This is a genomic window from Amycolatopsis dongchuanensis (genome assembly GCF_039542405.1).
Classification (GTDB): domain Bacteria; phylum Actinomycetota; class Actinomycetes; order Mycobacteriales; family Pseudonocardiaceae; genus Amycolatopsis_E; species Amycolatopsis_E sacchari.
Map to the genome: position 1 here is coordinate 81,668 of NZ_BAABIB010000137.1, position 17,470 is coordinate 99,137.

A 17,470-nucleotide genomic window follows, 5' to 3' on the forward strand; every position below is an offset into this window, starting at 1 on the left:
ATGAAGTTGCTCAGGGTCGGGCCGCCGGGTGAGGAGCGGCCGGTGCTGCTGGAGGACGGCCGGTACTACGACCTGACGCCGCTGACGCCGGACATCGACGGCGTGTTCTTCGCGCAGGACGGGCCGCGGCGGGCGCGGATCGCGCTGGATTCGGGGGAGTTGCGGGAGACCGACATCCTCGGCCTGCGGATCGGGGCGCCGATCGCGCGGCCGGGGGCGGTGCTGTGCATCGGGCAGAACTACGCCGCCCATGCGGCCGAATCCGGGGACGCGCCGCCGTCCGAGCCGATCCTGTTCCACAAGTCGCCGAACACCGTCGTCGGACCGTACGACGAGGTGCTGATCCCGCGGGCGTCGGAGAAGACGGACTGGGAGGCCGAACTCGGTGTCGTCATCGGGAAACGCGCGCGCTACCTGGAAAGCCTCGACGAGGCGCGCGCCTGCGTGGCCGGGTACGTCACGTCGAACGACGTGTCGGAGCGCGCCTTCCAGCTCGGCCGCCCCGGCGGGCAGTGGGCCAAGGGCAAGTGCTGCGAGACGTTCAACCCCGTGGGCCCGTGGTTCGTGCCCGCGCACGAGGTGGCCGATCCGCAGGTGCTCGAGATCCGGTCGTGGGTCAACGGCGAACCGCGCCAGGACTCCAAGACCTCGGACATGATCTTCGGCGTCGCCGAGATCATCTGGCACCTGTCCCAGTTCCTCGTGCTCGAACCGGGGGACCTGCTCAACACCGGCACCCCCGAGGGCGTGGCGCTGTCCGGCCGCTACCCGTACCTGCGCGCGGGTGACGTCGTGGAGATCGAGGTCGCCGGGCTCGGGCGGCAGCGGACCGTGTGCGGACAGGCCTGATGGAGCTGCCCGACGGAGTCGTCGACGCGCTCACCGACATCGTGGGCTTCGACGGCGTGCGACTCGCCCCCGGTGAACTGGCGGTGTACGGCCGCGACGCGACCCCGTTGTTCGAGGGCAGGCCGGACGTCGTCGTGCTGCCCAGGACCACCGAGCAGGTCGCCGCCGTGCTGCGGCTCGCGACCGAGCACCGGGTTCCCGTGGTGCCCCGCGGCGCCGGGTCCAACCTGTGTGCCGCGACGGTCCCGCTCGCGGGTGGCATCGTGCTCGCGCTGACGCGGATGACGCGGATCCTCGAAATCAGCAACGAGGAGCTGCTCGCCAGGGTGCAGCCGGGCGTCACCACGGCCCGGCTCGCCGACGCCGCCGGGGCGAGGGACCTGCTGTACGCGCCGGATCCGGGCAGCCGCACCACGTCCACGGTCGGCGGCAACATCGCGACCTGCGCGGGCGGGCTGCGGGGGCTGAAGTACGGCGTGACGCGCAACTACGTGCTGGGCCTGGAGGCGGTGCTGCCGACCGGAGAGGTCATCCGGACCGGCGGCAGGCTGTGGAAGGACGTCGCGGGTTACGACCTCACGCGGCTGCTCACCGGTTCCGAAGGCACGCTCGCGGTGATCACCGAGGCGACGGTGGCGCTGCTGCCGAAACCCGCCGAGACGGGCACGGGCGTGGCGTACTTCGAAACGCTGTCCGACGCCTGCCGCGCCGTCACGGCGATCCTGTCCGCCGGCATCGTGCCGGCCACGCTGGAGTTCCTGGACCAGAACTGCATCAGCGCGGTGGAGGACTTCGCAAGGCTCGGCCTGCGCCAGGACGCCGGGGCGCTGCTGCTGTTCGGCGACGACGGGCCGATCGAGGTGGTCGCGGGAAACCTGGTGCGGCTGCGGAAGATCTGCACGGAGGCCGGCGCGTTGGAGGTCACGCTCGCCGAGGACGTCGCCCGTTCCGACGCGCTGCTCGCCGCGCGCCGCTGTTCCCTGCCCGCCCTGTCCCGGCTCGCTCCGCTGACGATCCTCGAGGACGTCACGGTGCCGCGCCCGAAACTGGCCGCGATGGTCGACCAGATCAACGAAATCGCCGCGCGCTACGCCCTGCGCTTCGCGACGTTCGGGCACGCCGGGGACGGCAACCTGCACCCGACGTGCGTGCTCGACCCCGACGACGGCGCGGCGGTGGACCGCGCGCACAAGGCGTTCGCGGAGATCTTCGCGGCGGCGATCAGGCTCGACGGCACGATCACCGGCGAACACGGGGTGGGGGCGGCGAAACTGCCGTTCCTCGCCGACCGGCTCGGCACCGACCAGCTGCGCCTGCTGGGTCGCATCAAGTCCGCCTTCGACCCCGCCGGCATCCTCAACCCCGGGAAGGTCGGCTCGTGATCTTCGACGACGAGCTGCTCGAGCGCTGCATCTCCTGCGGTTTCTGCCTGCCCGCCTGCCCGACGTACGCCTTGACGGGCGAGGAAGCGTCCTCGCCGCGCGGGCGGATCACGCTCATGCGCGCGCTGGAGACCGGGCAGCTCGAACCGGACGACCCGACGCTGGTGGAACAGTCGTCGTTCTGCCTCGGCTGCCGGGCGTGCGAACCCGTGTGCCCGGCCGGCGTGCAGTACGGCAACCTGCTCGAACAGTGGCGCGACCACCAGTGGCGGGGCCGTGACCGGCCGTGGCTCGCGCGCGTGCTGATGGCGGTCGTGGCGCGGCGGTGGCTGCTGCGGTTGCAGGGCCTCGTGCGCCGCCACGCGCGCGCACGCGGGCGGGCGGAGTCGTTGATGCTGGGCTGCGTCGAGCGCGGGCTGTACCCGGCGGTGAGCCGGGCGGCGCTGCGCATCGCGCCGGATTTGAACGTCCCCGCGAACCAGGGGTGTTGCGGCGCGCTGCACGCGCACAACGGCGAATCCGGCCGTGGCGCCGAACTGGCGCGGGAACTCGGAAAGCGCTTACCCGGAACGATCGTCACCACCGCCGGTGGCTGTGCCGCGCACCTGGCCGCGCAGCTCGGCCGGGACCGCGTGAAGGAGTTCAGCGAATGGCTCCTCGAACGGAACGCGTGGCCGGACGGGGAAGTGCGGGTGGACGGCAGGCGGGCGCGGGTGGCTTTGCAGGATTCCTGCCACCTGCGCAACGGAATGGGCGTGACGCGTGAACCGCGTGAATTGATCAAAGCGGTGGCCGATTACGTCGAGCTGCCGAACGCGGGGAGTTGTTGTGGTGCGGCGGGAACGTATTCGCTCCTGCGGCCCGCGGACAGCCGCGAGGTGCTGGCGCCGAAGCTCGCGGAGATCGAATCGGCGGGGGTGGACTACGTGGTGGCGGTGAACCCCGGCTGCCTGCGCCAGTTGCGGCAGGGCCTGCGTGGAACACCGGTCAAGGCGCTGCACCTGGCGGAATTGCTCAGGCTGGCGGGGAATTGAACGGGAAACAAGCGGAGAAATCCGCCACGGACGGGTGCCCGGCCTACTTTCGGTAGCCGAAACTCCTTGTTTCCTCGCCGGTTCGGCGTAGTATGTGATTCTTCTCTTGATTGTGCTGCTACCGAACCTAGTCCTCGAGCCGAGAGCCCCGAACTCGCGCGCGACGGAGGTACAGGGAGAAATGGCATTGCCCTTACAAGGTCACCGGCTCTTCCGTTCCGGTGACCTGGACCACGTACGTGACGAGATGAGTCGCATCCTGTGTCCCCACGACGTCGTGACCCTCGAACGCGACGCGCGGATCGACGCCGAGATGAACTCGCTGGCGCTGGGCAACGTCGTGCTCAACTACGTCCACTACGGCGCGGCCGTCGCGGTGGATCCGGGGCTGACGCACGACTTCATCGCGCTCCAGGTCCCGATCGCCGGGTGCGCGACCATCACGTCGGGGTCCGAAAAGCTACTGTCCACTCCGGACAGAATGCTCATCAGCCGGAACACCGAACCGCTGAGCATGCGCCTGTCCGCCGACGCGCGGTTGTTGCTGACCAAGCTCTCGTGGCCGTTCCTGCAGGGCGTGCTCAGCGACCTGCTCGGCGGGTACGTCCCCTGGCCGCTGCGGTTCGAACTCGGGCTGGACTGCCAGGGCGTGCGGCAGCGGCGCTGGGTGGACTTCCTGCTGACCTACGTCCGCCGCGCGAGCAACCCGGAGCACGGGTTCCGCAGGCGGTTGTGGGAGGGGCACTTCCAGGAGAGCCTGGCCGTCGGGCTGCTGCGCGTGCAGCCGAACAGCTACAGCGCGGTGCTCGAGACCCGTCCGCTGCCGGCGCCGCCGTACACGCTGCGTCGCGCGATCGACATCCTGGAAAGCACGCCGGAGGAGGCGCACACCGAGGGCTCGCTGGCGCGTGACCTCGACATCAGCACGCGCGCGCTCGACGAGGCGTTCCGCAGCAGGCTGTCCCAGTCGATCCCCGGCTACCTCTACCACGTGCGCATGCGCCGGGCGTACCTCGCGTTGCGCTGGGCCGAGCCGGGGGACGTCACGGTGGAGTCCGTCGCGGAGCGCTGGGGGTTCACCGAACCCGGTTTCAGCAAGTGGTACTACCGCGAGTTCGGCGAAACCCCGCAGCAGACCCTGTATTCCTGAGTGGTCGGGGCGTTGACTGGCCGCCGGCGTGCTGACTATCGTGAAAAATGAAACAGATGTTCCAGACGAAAAGAACGTGACGCCATGACAGACGAGGAGCACGACGCGGCGCGGGTGCTGGGCCCGCACCTCGTCCGGGTCGAGCGCGGGCAGCGGCTGGAGGTGCGCGTGACCGCGCTGGCCGGCCCGCGGCTCGTCGTGGGCACCCTGGCCTACACGTGTGACGCGACGATAGAACTCCAAGGCCCGCAACCGGACTACTTCCTCCTCATCGTCCTCCGTGGACGGTTGGTGTGCCGGCACGGAAAGCGCTATCTCGAACTCGGCAGCGGTGCCGTGGTCGCGGCGTCACCGGAGCAGCTGAGCACGATCCGGTGTGCGAGCGGCTCGCTGTTCCGCGTGATCCGCATCCGCCCCGACCTGCTGCGGGCGCGGCTCGCCCCGCTGCTGGCGTTCCCGCCCGAGGGCATCGTGTCGTTCCGGCCGCTCGTGCGCAGCCTGCTCGGTGACGCCGGCCCGCTGGCCAAGAGCGTGCGCCGGCTGCTCACCGGCCCGCCCGGTGACCGCCTGACGCGCCACGCCGAGGAGGTGCTCGTCGACTGGGTCGTGCGCAACCAGCCGCACCAGTTCTCGGGCGGGCTGCGGCGCGGCGGCTGGGATTCGGCGGAGCTGGTGGCGTTCGTCAAGGTACTGATGGACTCCGACCCGTTCTCCGGCCGGTCGATGGCGTACTACGCGCAGCTCGCCGGGGCCACGCTCGCCGAGCTGACCGGCGCGTTCCAGGAGGACGGCTGCCTGCCGCACGAGTACCTGCGCGGCGTGCGGCTGGACTGCGTGCGCCGGTTCCTGCTGCGTGGCGAGCAGCCCTCGGTCCGCGCCGCCGCCGAGCGGTGCGGCTTCCGCGACAACGCCCAGTTCAACAAGTGGTACGTCGCGCGGTTCGCCGAGTGGCCGTGGGAGACGGCGCGCCGCGGCAGGGTGGAGTGACGCGGGTGCTCGACCTCCCCGAGATCACGATCACCGCGTGGGACAAGGCCTTCCCGTTCGACGCCGTCGGCAGGCCCGCGGCCGCGCTGAGCGCCACCCTGGACGACTTCCTGACCCCGGTGCTGGCGCTCCGGCGCTCCGCGCTCGACCACAACCTCACCACGATGGCCCGGTTCTGCCGGGAACACGGGCTCGCGCTCGCCCCGCACGTCAAGACGACGATGTCGCCGGAGATCGCCGAGGCGCAGCTCGAACGCGGGGCGTGGGCGCTGACGCTCGCCTCGCCGAGCCAGGTCAGGGCGTTCCGCTCACTGGGCGCCCGCCGGATCGTGCTCGCCAACGAACTGGCCGATTCCCAGGCGATCCGCTGGCTCGGTGCGGAGCTGGCGCGCGATCCCGGGTTCACGTGCTACTGCTACGTCGACTCCCTCGACGGGGTCGAGCTCCTCGAAAAGGAGCTGGGGCAGCGCGCCCGCCCGCTCCCGGTGCTGGTGGAGCTCGGTGTGCCCGGTGGCCGGACCGGGGTGCGGGACCTCGCGGCGCTGCGGTCGCTCGCGGCACGCGTCCGTGCGTCGGAAGCTTTGGAGCTGGCGGGGATCGGCGGCTTCGAGGGCATCATCGGCGGCACCCCGGCCGCAGAGCTGCTCGCGAACGTCCGCGGCTACCTGCGCCGGTTGCGGGACGCCGCCGACGAGCTCGCGGGGAACGGGGAGTTCGTCGTGACGGTCGGGGGCAGCGCGTTCCCGGAGGTGGTCGCCGACGAGCTGGGGCCCGGGTGGCAGGCCGGCCGGTCGATCCGCGTGGTGCTGCGCAGCGGCTGCTACGTCACCCACGACTCCCTCGTCTACGAGGACTACCGGACGATCGTGGGCACGGAGTACCGCACGTTGCCGTTGCGGCCGAGCCTAGAGCTGTGGAGCCGCGTGCTGTCCTGCCCCGAACCGGGGCTGGCGATCCTGGACTTCGGCAAGCGCGACACCGGCGTCGACGCGGGATTTCCCGTGCCACTGCACCGGATCCGCCGCGACACGCACGAGATCGAACCCGCTCCGCCCGGCGGGCTGGTCGCGCTCAACGACCAGCACGCCCACTTCCGCGGCGGCGAGCTGGCGGTGGGGGACCGGGTCGCCTTCGGCGTGTCGCATCCGTGCACCACGTTCGACAAGTGGCGGCTGGTGCCGGTGTTCGACGACAGGTATGTCCTTTGTGGAACGATACGGACGTTGTTCTAGCGTTCTCCGCTGTCGGATTCGGGCCACCACTGGTCGAGGATCTCCATGCGCGCGTCCAGCAGCGCCGGGTCGCGGAGGTCGACGACGTGCACGCCGTTCCACCGCCGGAAGCCGACGCGTTCGAGCATCGCCCCGGCGCGGACGCTGGCCAGCTCGGCGGCGACGCGGTCACCGGGGCACGGGAAGTCCAGCGGTGACACGCGGCTGGCGCCGAGCCGGGCGTCGGGGGCGAGGATGCGCAGGGCGCTGGCGATCAGCGCGGCGCCGAGACCGTGCCCGCGCCAGGCCTCGACGAGCTCGACCCGGCGCAGGATCACCATCCGGGCCGGGCCCGGGGAGATCTCCTTGTCCAGCTCGGGGTGCAGTTTCCCCTCGTCGGGGTCGATCACGGTCTCGGCGATGAACTCCAGCGCCCACTCGCCGAGCACCACGGAGTCCAGCAGGTTGCGTTCCTTGGTGAGGTCGGCGATGACGAGGGAGATGTCGCCGACGTGCCGCAGCTCGTCGGGGCAGACGTCGAGCGGCGAGATGTCGGCCGAGGCGTGCCACTGTTCCGGCTGCTCGTCCTCGTCGTCGATCTGCCACCAGAACCGGCGGTGGGACAGCGACAGTTCGATGGACAGCGGGTTCGCCGGCAGGTCGGGTACCATCGCCGCCTCACCGGCCTCCGGCCGCAGTTGCATGTGCACGTGCATTCGCATGGTCGCCGATTCCGGTCACGCGGAAGGTCTTAATCACAATCCGGCTTCCCGTCAACGTGGGCAGGGTGGCGGCCATCCGGGTCAGCCTATCCGGCGGAAGCGAATCAGAGCTACCGCCAAAGGTTTGACGACGCGTGGAGCAGCCGTTTTGAAATTGATCTCGGGTTGTCCCGGGCGCGGTCCGGATCGTTCCGGTAACCGCGCCCGGGCACAAAACTACCCGAACGGGTGAGGAGGGCGTATTCACTGCTGCTGCCGCCCCCTCCGGTCCGCTATGTAAGTTCCTTTCGATCTGACCGTCACGACCAGTCCCCGGTAACGGAGGAGACGGGTCGCGTGCCGTGCGGTGCCCAGGGAGACGCCGTATTCCTGGGCGAGCCGCCGCTCGGACGGCAACGCGGTGTTGGGTGGCAATTCCCCCGCCTCGATACGCGCGGCGAGGTGCTCGGCCATCATTTCGTAGACGTATCCCGGGGTGTCGCCGGGCTTGAACTCAGGAACGACCACGGGAAGGACGGTAGAGGCCTTTGAACAGGGGAAATAGCGGGGGTGAGCCATTCTGCGGTAGGGCGCGACAATGCGCGTACGACCCGACCTGTGGACTACCGCCCTGATTTCACGAAGGGGGGAGCGTGGAACGTGGAAAAATCTCGTAATCAGTGTCGCGGACTGCCGCGCAGAACCTCGTACCGCTCGGATCCCGGCCAGCCGTTGACCCAGCTCGACCCGGAAACGTGCTTCGCGGTTTTCTTCAGGGGCGCGAGCATCCGGGAAACCTCCCGATAGGACCGCACGACGCCACCCGCGCACACGACCGTCGCGAGCGAGACGGTCACCGGCATCCCCTCGGCGGACCACGGGGCGCTCAGCAACGTGTCGGCCACGGTGGAGATTTCGTCGATGTCGCAGGCGATGAGGAAATCGTCGCCGCCGACGTGGCTGACCGTGACACTGCGCAGTTTCGCGCCCAAATCGGACAGTGCCCGGCCCAGCGCGCGGATCAGGTCGTCGCCCGCCGCGAACCCCGCGGTGTCGTTGACGCGCTTGAAGGAGTCGACGTCGAGCCACGCGACGACGGTGGGGTGCCCGGCGGCGAGCCGGCGGTCCACCTCGCGCGCCACGGCGTCGCTGCCGGGCAGCCGGGTGAGCGGGTTGAGCGCCGCGGCCTCTTCGATCTTCTGCTCCGCGACCCCGCGGACGAGCTCGTTGACGAGCACCACGCCCACGCACCGGCCGTCCGCGTCGACCACGATCACGTCGTCCCCGCTGCGGTCGAGTTCCGCGTCGGTCACCAGGTCCAGCAGTTCGAGCGCGCCGGCACCGGAACGGATCGTGCGGGGCGGGTCGGCCAGCCGGGCGGCCGGCCGGTTCGCGTGCAGCGCGTGCCCGAACGGGCCGGTCAGGTCGAGCAGGAACCGCGAGCGGTCGACCGTCCAGACCGGGCGCCCGTCGTCGTCCAGCCCGACGACGCCCGTCGTCGCGTCCTGGTCCAGCAGCACCTTGCGCACCTGGTCGCAGGTGGCGCCGGCGGGCAGCGTGACGGGTGCGCGCAGGAAGTCGTCGACGCGGGGGTTGGCCGCGCTCGCCCCGGTCGGCTCCGGCTCCACCGACACCAGCCCCGCCGTCGGCACCACACCTTCCCTGGCCGGGGCGAACAGGTTGCCCTGCACGGTGCGGACGCCGAGCCGCTGCACGGTGGTGAGCTGCGCCTCGGTCTCGATCCCGGTCGCGACGAGGCGGACCCCGGTGCGCGCGGCGAAGTGGCACAGCGCCTCGACGAGCGCGACGGTGGGCTGGTCGCCGGGCAGCCGGTGCAGTGTCGTGCGGTCGAGCTTGATCAGGTCGGGGCGGGCCTCGGCGAGCAGGTTCAGCGGCAGGTCCCCGTGGCCCAGGTTGTCGAAAGCGATGCGGAAACCCAGCTCGGCGAACCGCCGGATCCCGGCGAGCAGGGCCTTGGCCGACACCCCGTGGAACGGGGAGCCGACCTCGAGCACGACTTCGCGTGCCCGGCGCCCGGTGCTGCCGAGCGCCTCCTGCAGCGGGTCGAGCACGAGTTGCGGGGCCGCGGCGGAGGCGGCGGTGAGGTTGAGGTGCAGGGGCAGCAGCGTCTCGTGGCTCGACTCCAGCAACACGGCCCGCGCCGCGAGCGCCGCGTCGACGGCCACCAGCCTGCCCCGGCGCAGCGCGTGCCGGAGCAGCTCCTGGATGCGCCCCTCGGCGGGCCGGGCGAGCGCTTCCACCCCGACAATGCCGCCTGTATGCAGGCTGTACAACGGCTGGAAGGCGAAGCTGACCTGCTCGACCGCGACTTCCACGACTGAGTCCCCGCTCTTCCCCAGAGCTGTTTCCGCTGTTCGTCGCTCGATGGTTACACGTGAACAATCGACGTTTCGGTTTTGTGCGCCAGGTCACTGGCCGGTCGAACTGGCCTCTACCGCGGGGGCGGGGCGGCGGCGACGCTGGAGGGGTTGTGCCGTCCCGGGGCCGGAGGAGAAGTCATGCCGTCCTTCATGGAGCCGTTCCGCATCAAGGCCGTCGAACCGATCCCGTTCCCCACCGAGGAAGAACGCCGGAACGCGCTGGCCACCGCCGGCTACAACCTCTTCCGGGTGCCCGCGCGGCGCATCACGATCGACCTGCTCACCGACTCGGGAACCGCGGCGATGTCCGCCGCCCAGTGGGCCGCGCTGATGGCGGGTGACGAGTCGTACGCCGGTGCGCGGTCATTCGAGAGGTTCGAAGCGATCGTACGGGAGCTGACCGGATTTTCCGAGGTCCTGCCGGTGCACCAGGGGCGCGCGGGGGAGCGGATCCTGCTGGGCAACGTGCTCGGGCTCGGCGACATCTCGGTCAGCAACACGCATTTCGACAGCACCAGGGCGAGCGTCGAGGCGGCCGGGGCGGAGGCGGTCGACCTGCCGGTGCCCGCGTACGAGGGCATGCCGAACCCGTTCGGCGGCGACCTCGACCTCGGCGCGCTGGCGGAGCTGCTCGCCGGCCGGTCCGGCGGGCGCATCCGGTGCGTCGTGCTGACGGTGACGAACAACGCCAACGGCGGGCAGCCGGTGTCGCTGCTGAACATCGCCGGTGCGCGGAAGCTGTGCGACCAGCACGGCGTCCCGCTCTTCCTCGACGCGTCGCGGTTCGCGGAGAACGCTTACCTGATCACCGAGCGGGAGGCGGGGTACGCGGATTCGACGCCCCGGGAGGTCGCCCGCGCGATGTTCGACCTGGCGGACGGGTGCTGGGCCAGCCTGAAGAAGGACGGGATGGCGAACATCGGCGGCCTCATCGCGTTGCGTGACCGGGAACTGGCCGAACGCTGCGCCGAACAGGTCATCGCGACCGAGGGCTTTCCCACGTACGGCGGTCTCGCGGGTCGTGACCTGGACGCGCTCGCGCAGGGCCTGCTCGAGGTCACCGAACCCGGCTACCTGCGGTACCGCGCGGAGAGCACCCGCTGGTTCGGGGAACAGCTGAGCCTGGCGGGGCTGCCGGTGCTGCAACCCACGGGTTGTCACGCCGTCTACGTCGACGCGGGGCTGCTGCTCGACCACATCCCGCCGCACGAACTGCCCGCGACGGCCTTCGCCAACGAGCTGTACCTCGCCGGCGGGGTGCGGGTGTGCGAGCTGGGCACGCTGGTGTTCGGCAAGCGGGCACCCGACGGTGGCCCGGACATCCCGGCGCCCCGCGAGCTGGTCCGCTTCGCCCTGCCGCGGCGGGTCTACACCGCGAGCCACCTGGAGTACGTCGTCGACGTGGCCGAGGAGGTCCGCTCGAAGGCCGCCCAGCTGCGGGGTTACCGCATCGAGCGGCAGGGCGGGGCGCTCCGGCAGTTCACCGCGGTGCTGCGTCCGGTGTAATTCGGCTCCGCCCCTGATTCGCCGTTCCACGGCCTGCAACTTGCAGTTGGCAACTACACCCGTTTGCCGGTACTCCTTCCGGTGAAAAGAGCCGACAGTATCAGCCTGGAGGTGTGGGAGTCGGCATCGCCAAGACCTTGATCGACCAGGCTGCCCGGGACAAATGAGTGAGTTACCTCTCGAAAAATACAAACTGTTCGAGTCCACGGACGTGGACGAGACCCGTGACCAGGTAGGGAGGATCTTCTGCCCCCACCGCATGGACGTCGTGGGACCGAAGCCGGAACTGCGCGCCAGGATGCACTGCCGTCGTATGCGCAATATAGCGGCGACGTATATCTCGTACGGCTGGGATGTGCGCGTCAATCCCGGCGAGCTCGAAAGTTTCTTCGCCATATTGATGCCGACCGCGGGCCGGGGAACCTTCCAGTCCGGTTTCGAACAGGTGCAGGCATCACCGGAGAAGATCGCCGTCGCGTCCCCCACCGAACCGTTGCACATGCGGCTGTCGGGGGACTGCAGCCAGCTGGTGATCCGGATCGAACGGGCCGCACTGGAGGCGCGGCTGTCGGAGATGATCGACGGCGCCCTGCGTGAGCCGATCCGGTTCCAGCTGGGCATGGACGTCACGGAGGGGTATGCCCGCAGCTGGTTCGACGCGCTCAACTACGGCGTGAAGGACCTCGGCAGGCCCGAGAGCCTGCTCGCCCACCCGATCGGCATGGAGCAGTTCGAGCAGAACATCATCACCGGGCTGCTGCTCGCCCAGCCGCACAACTACAGCGCGATGCTCGCCGGTGACGACCGGCCGGTGCCCTCGCGCCTGCTCGGCATCGCCGTCGACCTGATGGAGGGGCACCCGGAGTGGGCGCACACGCCCGCGAGCCTCGCCCGGCGGGCCGGTGTCAGCGTCCGGGCGCTGCAGAAGGCGTTCCGGGAGCAGCTCGACAGCTCGCCCAGCGAGTACCTGCGGGGCGTGCGGCTGCAGCGGGTGCACGACGAGCTGTGCGCGGCGCAGGCCGACACCACCACAGTCGGCGAGATCGCGAGCAAGTGGGGGCTCGCGCACCACGGCCGTTTCGCCGCGGTCTACCGCGAGCGGTTCGGCGAATCGCCGCGGCAGACGCTGGGCAGGCAGCACGCGCGGAAAGGATGAGAGTGTTCGTGGAACGGATGGTTCGCTGTGAGCACGATAATTAACGTCAGACCCATGCCGACCCGGGAGACCGGCGGGGTGCCGCGAACCGGCGAGGGGCTGCCGATCGGCCGCCTGATCCGCTCGGTCCGGCGCGAGCGCGGGCTCACCCAGTACGACCTGGCGGACGCGCTCGCGGCCGCCTCGGGCAACAGCGCCCTCGGCCGCGACGAGGTGTCCCGCTGGGAACGCGGCAAGCGCGTGCCGGGGCCCTACTGGCAGGGCTGGCTCAGCCTGGTGCTCGGCATCCACCCGGAGCGGCTGCGCTCCTCGGCGCGGCTGGCCAGGGAACTGCGGTGGCGCCAAGTGGAACACGCCCCCTGATCAAGGCCCGGCTCCCGGGCGCACGCTTCCGGCGGGGAATGGCACGTCTTTTTTCCGGGAGTGGGAGCAAATGGGCAAATCGCTGGTGACCCTCGTCAACCCGAATCTCGTCCACCCGCCGATCACGCCCTATGCGCTCGACATTCTGACGACCTCGCTGGAAATGGACGGGTTCGACGTCGAGGTGGTGGACCTGACGTTCCGGCGGGACGACTGGCGGAGCGTGCTGCGGGAGTACTTCGCCGGGCGCGAGCCGCTGCTGGTGGGGGTGACGGTGCGCAACACCGACACCATCTACGCCCAGCAGCAGCGGGTGTTCCTGTCCGACCACCACGCGATCATCTCCGAGATCAAGGCGCTGACCAGCGCTCCTGTGGTGGCGGGCGGGGTCGGGTTCTCCTCGATGCCGTTCGCGCTCACCGACTGGTTCGGCATCCCGTTCGGGGTGAAGGGGCCGGGCGAGAACACCCTCGTGCGGCTCGCGAACGCGCTGCTGACCGGTGCGCCGCCCGAAACCGTGCCGGGGCTGATCGTCAACCGCGGCGGCGGCGAGGTGGTGCGCGTCCCGCAAATCGCGCCCGGCCGCCGTGGAAAACCCGAGTTCACGCCGTTGAACGCCGTGACGAAATACACGCGCCGGTCCGGCGACCCGTACAAGGTCGACAATCTCCGGTATTACCGCGGTGGCGGGCTGGGAAATATCCTCACCAAGAACGGTTGCACCTATTCCTGTGCGCATTGCGTCGAACCGGACGCGAAGGGCACCCACTTCACGCGCCGCGCGGTGGAGGCGGTCGTGGACGAGATGGAGCTGCTCTGTGCACAAGGTGTATACGACCTGCACACGACCGATAGCGAGTTCAACCTCGCCATCGCCCACAGCAAGGCCGTGCTGCGGGAGGTCATCCGCCGCCGCGAGGACCCCGCCTCGCCGCTGCGGCACCTGCGGCTGTGGATCTACGCCCAGCCGACGCCGTTCGACGAGGAACTGCTCGAGCTGCTCGTCGAGGCGGGCTGTGCGGGGGTCAACCTGGCGCCGGACCACGTGAGCGAGGACCTGCTCGACGACTGGAAGGTCACCGGCCGCGGCCGCCGCTACTACGACTTCGCCGACGTACGGCGCGTGGTGGAGCTGACGAAGCGCCACGACCTGCCGGTGATGGTCGAGGTGCTGCTGGGGATGCCGGGGGAGACCGTCGAGACGATGACGGAGGCCGTGCGGGAGACGCTCGCGCTCGACGTCACGGTCGCGGGGTACAGCCTCGGCATCCGCGCCTTCCCGTACTCGCCGCTGGGCATCCAGCTCGCCCAGCAGTGCGACGGCAGGCGCACGGTGCCCGGGCTGCAGTCGGACACCGCGACCGAGCCGATCGTGCTCAAGCCACGCAGCCAGTGTGCGAGCGTCGTGGAGTACGAGCGGCAGTTCGTGTTCGACCGCCACGGTCGGTTCCGCCCCGTGTACTACCTGTCGCCGCTGCTGCCTGAGGACCCCGAGACGCTCGCTTCGCCGAACGGCCGCTGGGAGAAGACGGTGCGGCTGCTGTGGGACCTGGTGCCCGAGTCGGAACTGCACCGCGTCATGCTGCCGACGCTGCCCGGCCTCACCGAGGACGACAACAACTACGCCGACAACCCGTTCCTGCTCAAGCTCATCCAGCTCGGGTACACGGGCGCCTTCTGGTCGCACTGGCCCAAACGGGCGGAGATCATGCAAACCGTCTGAACGGCGGAGCAAGGTCTCGATTTCGATACAGCCGTTCGCGTGGCCGCAACGGTTATGTAGAGTCGGCCGCAGGTTGCTCCGGCAACACCGCCACTTCTCGAAGGTGGCTCCGGCCGCGCCGGCCGGTCTCCTCAACGTCGAGGAGGCCGTCCGGGCGGCCGGTTCCTTTTTGTCCACAGTGGACGAAGTGTGGTCCTCGTTCCGCTGGGTAGCCAGCATTCATGAGATATCTGCGCGAACTGCCGTGGGCCCGAGGTGAATACGAGCGAGCGCTGCAGGAGCAGGCGGGACCGCCGCCCCGCCGCGTCTCGGTGCGGCTCGGCACCGACGTGGCAGTCGTTGTCGCCTGCATCGCGCTCGCGATCGTGCTCGGGCTGTTCGACCTCTGGTGGGGTTCGGTGCTGCTGTCGGTGGTCGCCGTCGGCTGCCTGCTCGACTTCGTGCTGATCGCGGGGCCGAAGTACCGGCGCTGGCGTGTGCTCACCACCGATCTGGGTACCCGCCAGGCATGACGCGCGCGCATGCGTTCCCCGACCGGCGCACGGCCGGGCTGCACCTGGGCGAACAGCTCAGCGGCCGCGCCTGGCACGACCCGCTGGTTCTCGGGCTCGCTCGCGGTGGGGTCGTCGTCGCGCACGGTGTCGCGGCCGCGCTCGGCGCGCCGCTGGACGTGGCCGTCGCGCGGAAGATCGGGGCACCGGGCAGGCCCGAGTTCGGGGTCGGCGCGGTCACGGCGCACGGCGAAGCCACCTACGACATCCGCAACCTCCGCGCACTGGGGTTGAGCGTGGACGACCTGCGGGAGACCTGCGAGGCGGAGCGGGCCGAGGCCCGCCGCCGCGAGCGGGTCTACCTCGGCCGGCGCGAACCTGAGCCCCGCGCGGGACGGGACGTCGTGCTCGTCGACGACGGCCTCGCCACCGGGGTGACCGCCCGCGCCGCCGCACACGCGATCCACGAGGACCGGCCGCGCTCGCTCGTGTTCGCCGCACCGGTCTGCGCCCCGGAATCCGCCGTTGCGCTCAAGGCCGACGTCGACGAGGTGGTGTGCCTGCTCGCGCCGGACGACCTGCGGGCGATCGGCGAGTGGTACGTGGACTTCGAGCAGACCAGTGACGACGAGGTCGTCGAACTCCTCGGGAGCGAGCTGTCGTGACCGTCCCCGTCACGATCGACGTCGGTGCCGCCGCGCTCCACGGCGACCTCACCCTGCCCGCCGACGCGACCGGTCTCGTCGTGCTCGCCGCCGACTCGGACAACTCCCGGAGCGTTCCGCGCGTGCAGGCCCTCGCCCGCACGTTCCAGGACTTCCGGTTCGGCACGCTGTTGTTCGACCTGCTCGTCCCCGACGAGGAGGCCGGCGTCGACCTGCTCACCCGGCGGCTGCTGCACGTGCTCGACGACCTGACCCGGCGCGACGCCACGGCGAACCTGCCGCTCGGGTTGTTCGCGGCGAGCGCGGGGGCGGCCGCGGCACTGGCGGCCGCAGCGGCCTGGCCGGAGGAGGTGTACGCCGTGGTCGCGAGCGGCGGGCGCCCCGATCTCGCGGCGGACGCCCTGCCCCGGGTCACCGCTCCGACGCTGCTGATCGTCGGTGGCAAGGACCCCGACGCGCAACGGGTGAACGAGGAGTCCGCTCAGCGGCTCGGCGGCCCCAGCGAGGTCAAGCTCGTCACCGGCGCCTCCGCGTGCTTCGAGGAGCCGGGCACGCTGGAGGAGGTCGCCGCACTGGCGGCGAGCTGGTTCACCCAGCACCTCGTCTGATCACGGCAGGCCGACGAGATCGGCCATCCGGTCGGCGGTGAAGGTGAAGAACTCGTCGGCCGGGTCGGCGCTGCCGACGTACTGCCCGAACAGCTCGAAGCTGAGCGCGCCGAACAACTGCGTCCACGCGACGACCAGGCGGCTCACGTGCGCGGGCGGGAGGTCCTTGCCGATCACCTCCGCGACCTGCCGCATCTGCTCTTCGAGCTTCTCCGGCGCAGGTGGAACGGGGGCGAGCGGCGCCGACAGGAGGACCTCGACCAGCGCCAGCGCCACGCGGCCGGCCGGGGTGATGGTGTCCTGGGGGGCCGAGTAGCCCGGGATCGGGGAGCCGTAGATCAGGGCGTACTCGTGCGGGTTCGCCCGCGCCCACTCGCGGGCCGCCCGCCAGAGCAGGTGCCACCGCTCCCGTGGTTCCTTCGCCGGGTCGTCGGCCTGCTCCACGGCCTCGCCGATCTCGTTGTACGCGTCGATGATCAGCGCCGTGAGCAGGTGGTCCCGGCTGGGGAAGTAGCGGTAGAGCGCCGAGGACACCATGCCCAGCTCGCGGGCGACCGCTCGCAGGGAAAGCCCGTTCGGCCCGACCTCGCCCAGCTGGCGCCGGGCCTCGTTCTTGATCTCCCGGGTCAGCTCGGCGCGGGCGCGGTCACGGGCGGTCTTGATGGCGGCCATGCCCCGAGTCTGCCAGTGATGAGATCAGTAGACAAATTCAAGAGCAGTGCTCTTGACGCGTCGGCCGCGAAGGTGTTCACTGATCTCAGACGAGAGCACCGCTCTCGGACGACTGGAGGAGGCCACGATGACCCGCTACATCAAGCCGCGCAAGGGTGAGCACGTCCTGCACAACTCGGCGCGCTGGCTGACCAAGCACGGCATGAGCCTGCTCGGCAGCCGGGTGCTCACCGTGCGCGGCCGCAAGACCGGCGAACCGCACTCCAACCCCGTCAACCTGCTGACGTTCGAGGGGGAGCGCTACCTGGTCGCGCCCCGCGGCGAGACCCAGTGGGTGCGCAACCTCCGCGCCGCGGGCGAGGGACAGCTGCGCGTCGGGCGCCGGGTCGAGCGGTTCAAGCCCGTCGAGCTGGCGGACGACGACAAGCCGGCCCTGCTGCGCGCCTACCTCAAGCGCTGGAAGTGGGAGGTCGGCATGTTCTTCGACGGTGTGGACGCCGGTGCCTCCGACGAGAAGCTGCGGGAGATCGCGCCCGGGTACCCCGTTTTCCGCATCACCGCGTGAAAGGCGCTGCCGACGCGGTCGCCGGC

General features: G+C 70.4%; 18 protein-coding genes. 14 read left to right on the forward strand and 4 right to left on the reverse strand.

Annotated features, from left to right (window positions below):
- The 6 genes from ABFX51_RS33455 (at position 1) to ABFX51_RS33480 (ending at position 6,634) form a co-directional block, all read left to right on the forward strand.
- Positions 1 to 849 carry a fumarylacetoacetate hydrolase family protein gene (locus tag ABFX51_RS33455; protein WP_091509009.1) on the forward strand — a complete coding sequence of 283 codons (849 nt, stop codon included), beginning with the start codon at positions 1 to 3 and terminating at the stop codon, positions 847 to 849.
- Positions 849 to 2,231 carry an FAD-binding oxidoreductase gene (locus tag ABFX51_RS33460; RefSeq protein WP_346056131.1) on the forward strand — a complete coding sequence of 461 codons (1,383 nt, stop codon included), beginning with the start codon at positions 849 to 851 and terminating at the stop codon, positions 2,229 to 2,231. The genes ABFX51_RS33455 and ABFX51_RS33460 overlap by 1 nt, the downstream gene beginning before the upstream one ends.
- Positions 2,228 to 3,265 (forward strand): (Fe-S)-binding protein, encoded by a 1,038-nt coding sequence (locus ABFX51_RS33465; protein ID WP_346056132.1) that lies wholly within the window; start codon positions 2,228 to 2,230, stop codon positions 3,263 to 3,265. The genes ABFX51_RS33460 and ABFX51_RS33465 overlap by 4 nt, the downstream gene beginning before the upstream one ends.
- A 247-nt stretch (positions 3,266 to 3,512) precedes the next feature.
- On the forward strand, positions 3,513 to 4,415 hold the full coding sequence (locus ABFX51_RS33470; RefSeq protein ID WP_346056133.1) for an AraC family transcriptional regulator: 903 nt from the start codon (positions 3,513 to 3,515) through the stop codon (positions 4,413 to 4,415).
- 84 nt (positions 4,416 to 4,499) lie between these two features.
- Positions 4,500 to 5,402 (forward strand): AraC family transcriptional regulator, encoded by a 903-nt coding sequence (locus ABFX51_RS33475; RefSeq protein ID WP_346056134.1) that lies wholly within the window; start codon positions 4,500 to 4,502, stop codon positions 5,400 to 5,402.
- Entirely contained in the window at positions 5,399 to 6,634 is a 1,236-nt protein-coding gene (locus ABFX51_RS33480) for an alanine racemase (RefSeq protein ID WP_346056135.1), read from the forward strand. Before ABFX51_RS33475 ends, ABFX51_RS33480 begins: the two co-directional genes overlap by 4 nt.
- On the opposite strand, the gene ABFX51_RS33485 is transcribed toward ABFX51_RS33480, so the two are convergent.
- The 3 genes from ABFX51_RS33485 to ABFX51_RS33495 all read right to left on the reverse strand — a co-directional run bounded on the left by ABFX51_RS33485 (position 6,631) and on the right by ABFX51_RS33495 (position 9,650).
- On the reverse strand, positions 6,631 to 7,335 hold the full coding sequence (locus ABFX51_RS33485; RefSeq protein WP_143249882.1) for a GNAT family N-acetyltransferase: 705 nt from the start codon (positions 7,333 to 7,335) through the stop codon (positions 6,631 to 6,633). The two genes, ABFX51_RS33480 and ABFX51_RS33485, sit on opposite strands and share 4 nt — an antisense overlap.
- 243 nt (positions 7,336 to 7,578) lie before the next feature.
- A complete protein-coding gene (locus ABFX51_RS33490; protein WP_245783119.1) occupies positions 7,579 to 7,842 on the reverse strand; it encodes a GntR family transcriptional regulator in 264 nt (87 codons plus the stop codon).
- A gap of 149 nt (positions 7,843 to 7,991) precedes the next feature.
- Positions 7,992 to 9,650 carry an EAL domain-containing protein gene (locus ABFX51_RS33495; RefSeq protein ID WP_346056136.1) on the reverse strand — a complete coding sequence of 553 codons (1,659 nt, stop codon included), beginning with the start codon at positions 9,648 to 9,650 and terminating at the stop codon, positions 7,992 to 7,994.
- 183 nt (positions 9,651 to 9,833) lie between these two features.
- Here ABFX51_RS33495 and ABFX51_RS33500 point away from each other — a divergent pair, with 183 nt between their 5' ends.
- From ABFX51_RS33500 to ABFX51_RS33530, 7 genes are all read left to right on the forward strand, one after another.
- Positions 9,834 to 11,201: a tryptophanase gene (locus tag ABFX51_RS33500; protein ID WP_346056137.1), complete on the forward strand. Its 1,368-nt coding sequence runs from the start codon at positions 9,834 to 9,836 to the stop codon at positions 11,199 to 11,201.
- A 163-nt stretch (positions 11,202 to 11,364) separates the two neighbouring features.
- Complete coding sequence (locus ABFX51_RS33505) at positions 11,365 to 12,357, forward strand: AraC family transcriptional regulator (protein ID WP_346056138.1); 993 nt, start codon at positions 11,365 to 11,367, stop codon at positions 12,355 to 12,357.
- 54 nt (positions 12,358 to 12,411) lie between these two features.
- A complete protein-coding gene (locus ABFX51_RS33510; RefSeq protein WP_143249881.1) occupies positions 12,412 to 12,720 on the forward strand; it encodes a helix-turn-helix domain-containing protein in 309 nt (102 codons plus the stop codon).
- 70 nt (positions 12,721 to 12,790) lie between these two features.
- Positions 12,791 to 14,443, forward strand: coding sequence for a tryptophan 2-C-methyltransferase (gene tsrT, locus ABFX51_RS33515; protein WP_346056139.1), 1,653 nt, complete (start codon positions 12,791 to 12,793; stop codon positions 14,441 to 14,443).
- A gap of 221 nt (positions 14,444 to 14,664) precedes the next feature.
- Complete coding sequence (locus ABFX51_RS33520; protein ID WP_143249880.1) at positions 14,665 to 14,955, forward strand: hypothetical protein; 291 nt, start codon at positions 14,665 to 14,667, stop codon at positions 14,953 to 14,955.
- The gene (locus ABFX51_RS33525) at positions 14,952 to 15,599 is read left to right on the forward strand and encodes a phosphoribosyltransferase (RefSeq protein WP_346056141.1); all 648 of its coding nucleotides are present in this window, start codon (positions 14,952 to 14,954) and stop codon (positions 15,597 to 15,599) included. The genes ABFX51_RS33520 and ABFX51_RS33525 overlap by 4 nt, the downstream gene beginning before the upstream one ends.
- Positions 15,596 to 16,207: a dienelactone hydrolase family protein gene (locus tag ABFX51_RS33530; protein ID WP_346056143.1), complete on the forward strand. Its 612-nt coding sequence runs from the start codon at positions 15,596 to 15,598 to the stop codon at positions 16,205 to 16,207. Before ABFX51_RS33525 ends, ABFX51_RS33530 begins: the two co-directional genes overlap by 4 nt.
- Here the strand turns inward: ABFX51_RS33530 and ABFX51_RS33535 are convergent, their stop codons facing one another.
- Entirely contained in the window at positions 16,208 to 16,879 is a 672-nt protein-coding gene (locus tag ABFX51_RS33535; RefSeq protein ID WP_346056144.1) for a TetR/AcrR family transcriptional regulator, read from the reverse strand.
- Positions 16,880 to 17,006: 127 nt separating this feature from the next.
- On the opposite strand from ABFX51_RS33535, the gene ABFX51_RS33540 reads away from it, so the two are divergent.
- A complete protein-coding gene (locus ABFX51_RS33540; protein ID WP_346056145.1) occupies positions 17,007 to 17,444 on the forward strand; it encodes a nitroreductase family deazaflavin-dependent oxidoreductase in 438 nt (145 codons plus the stop codon).
- The last annotated feature ends 26 nt before the right edge of the window (positions 17,445 to 17,470 follow it).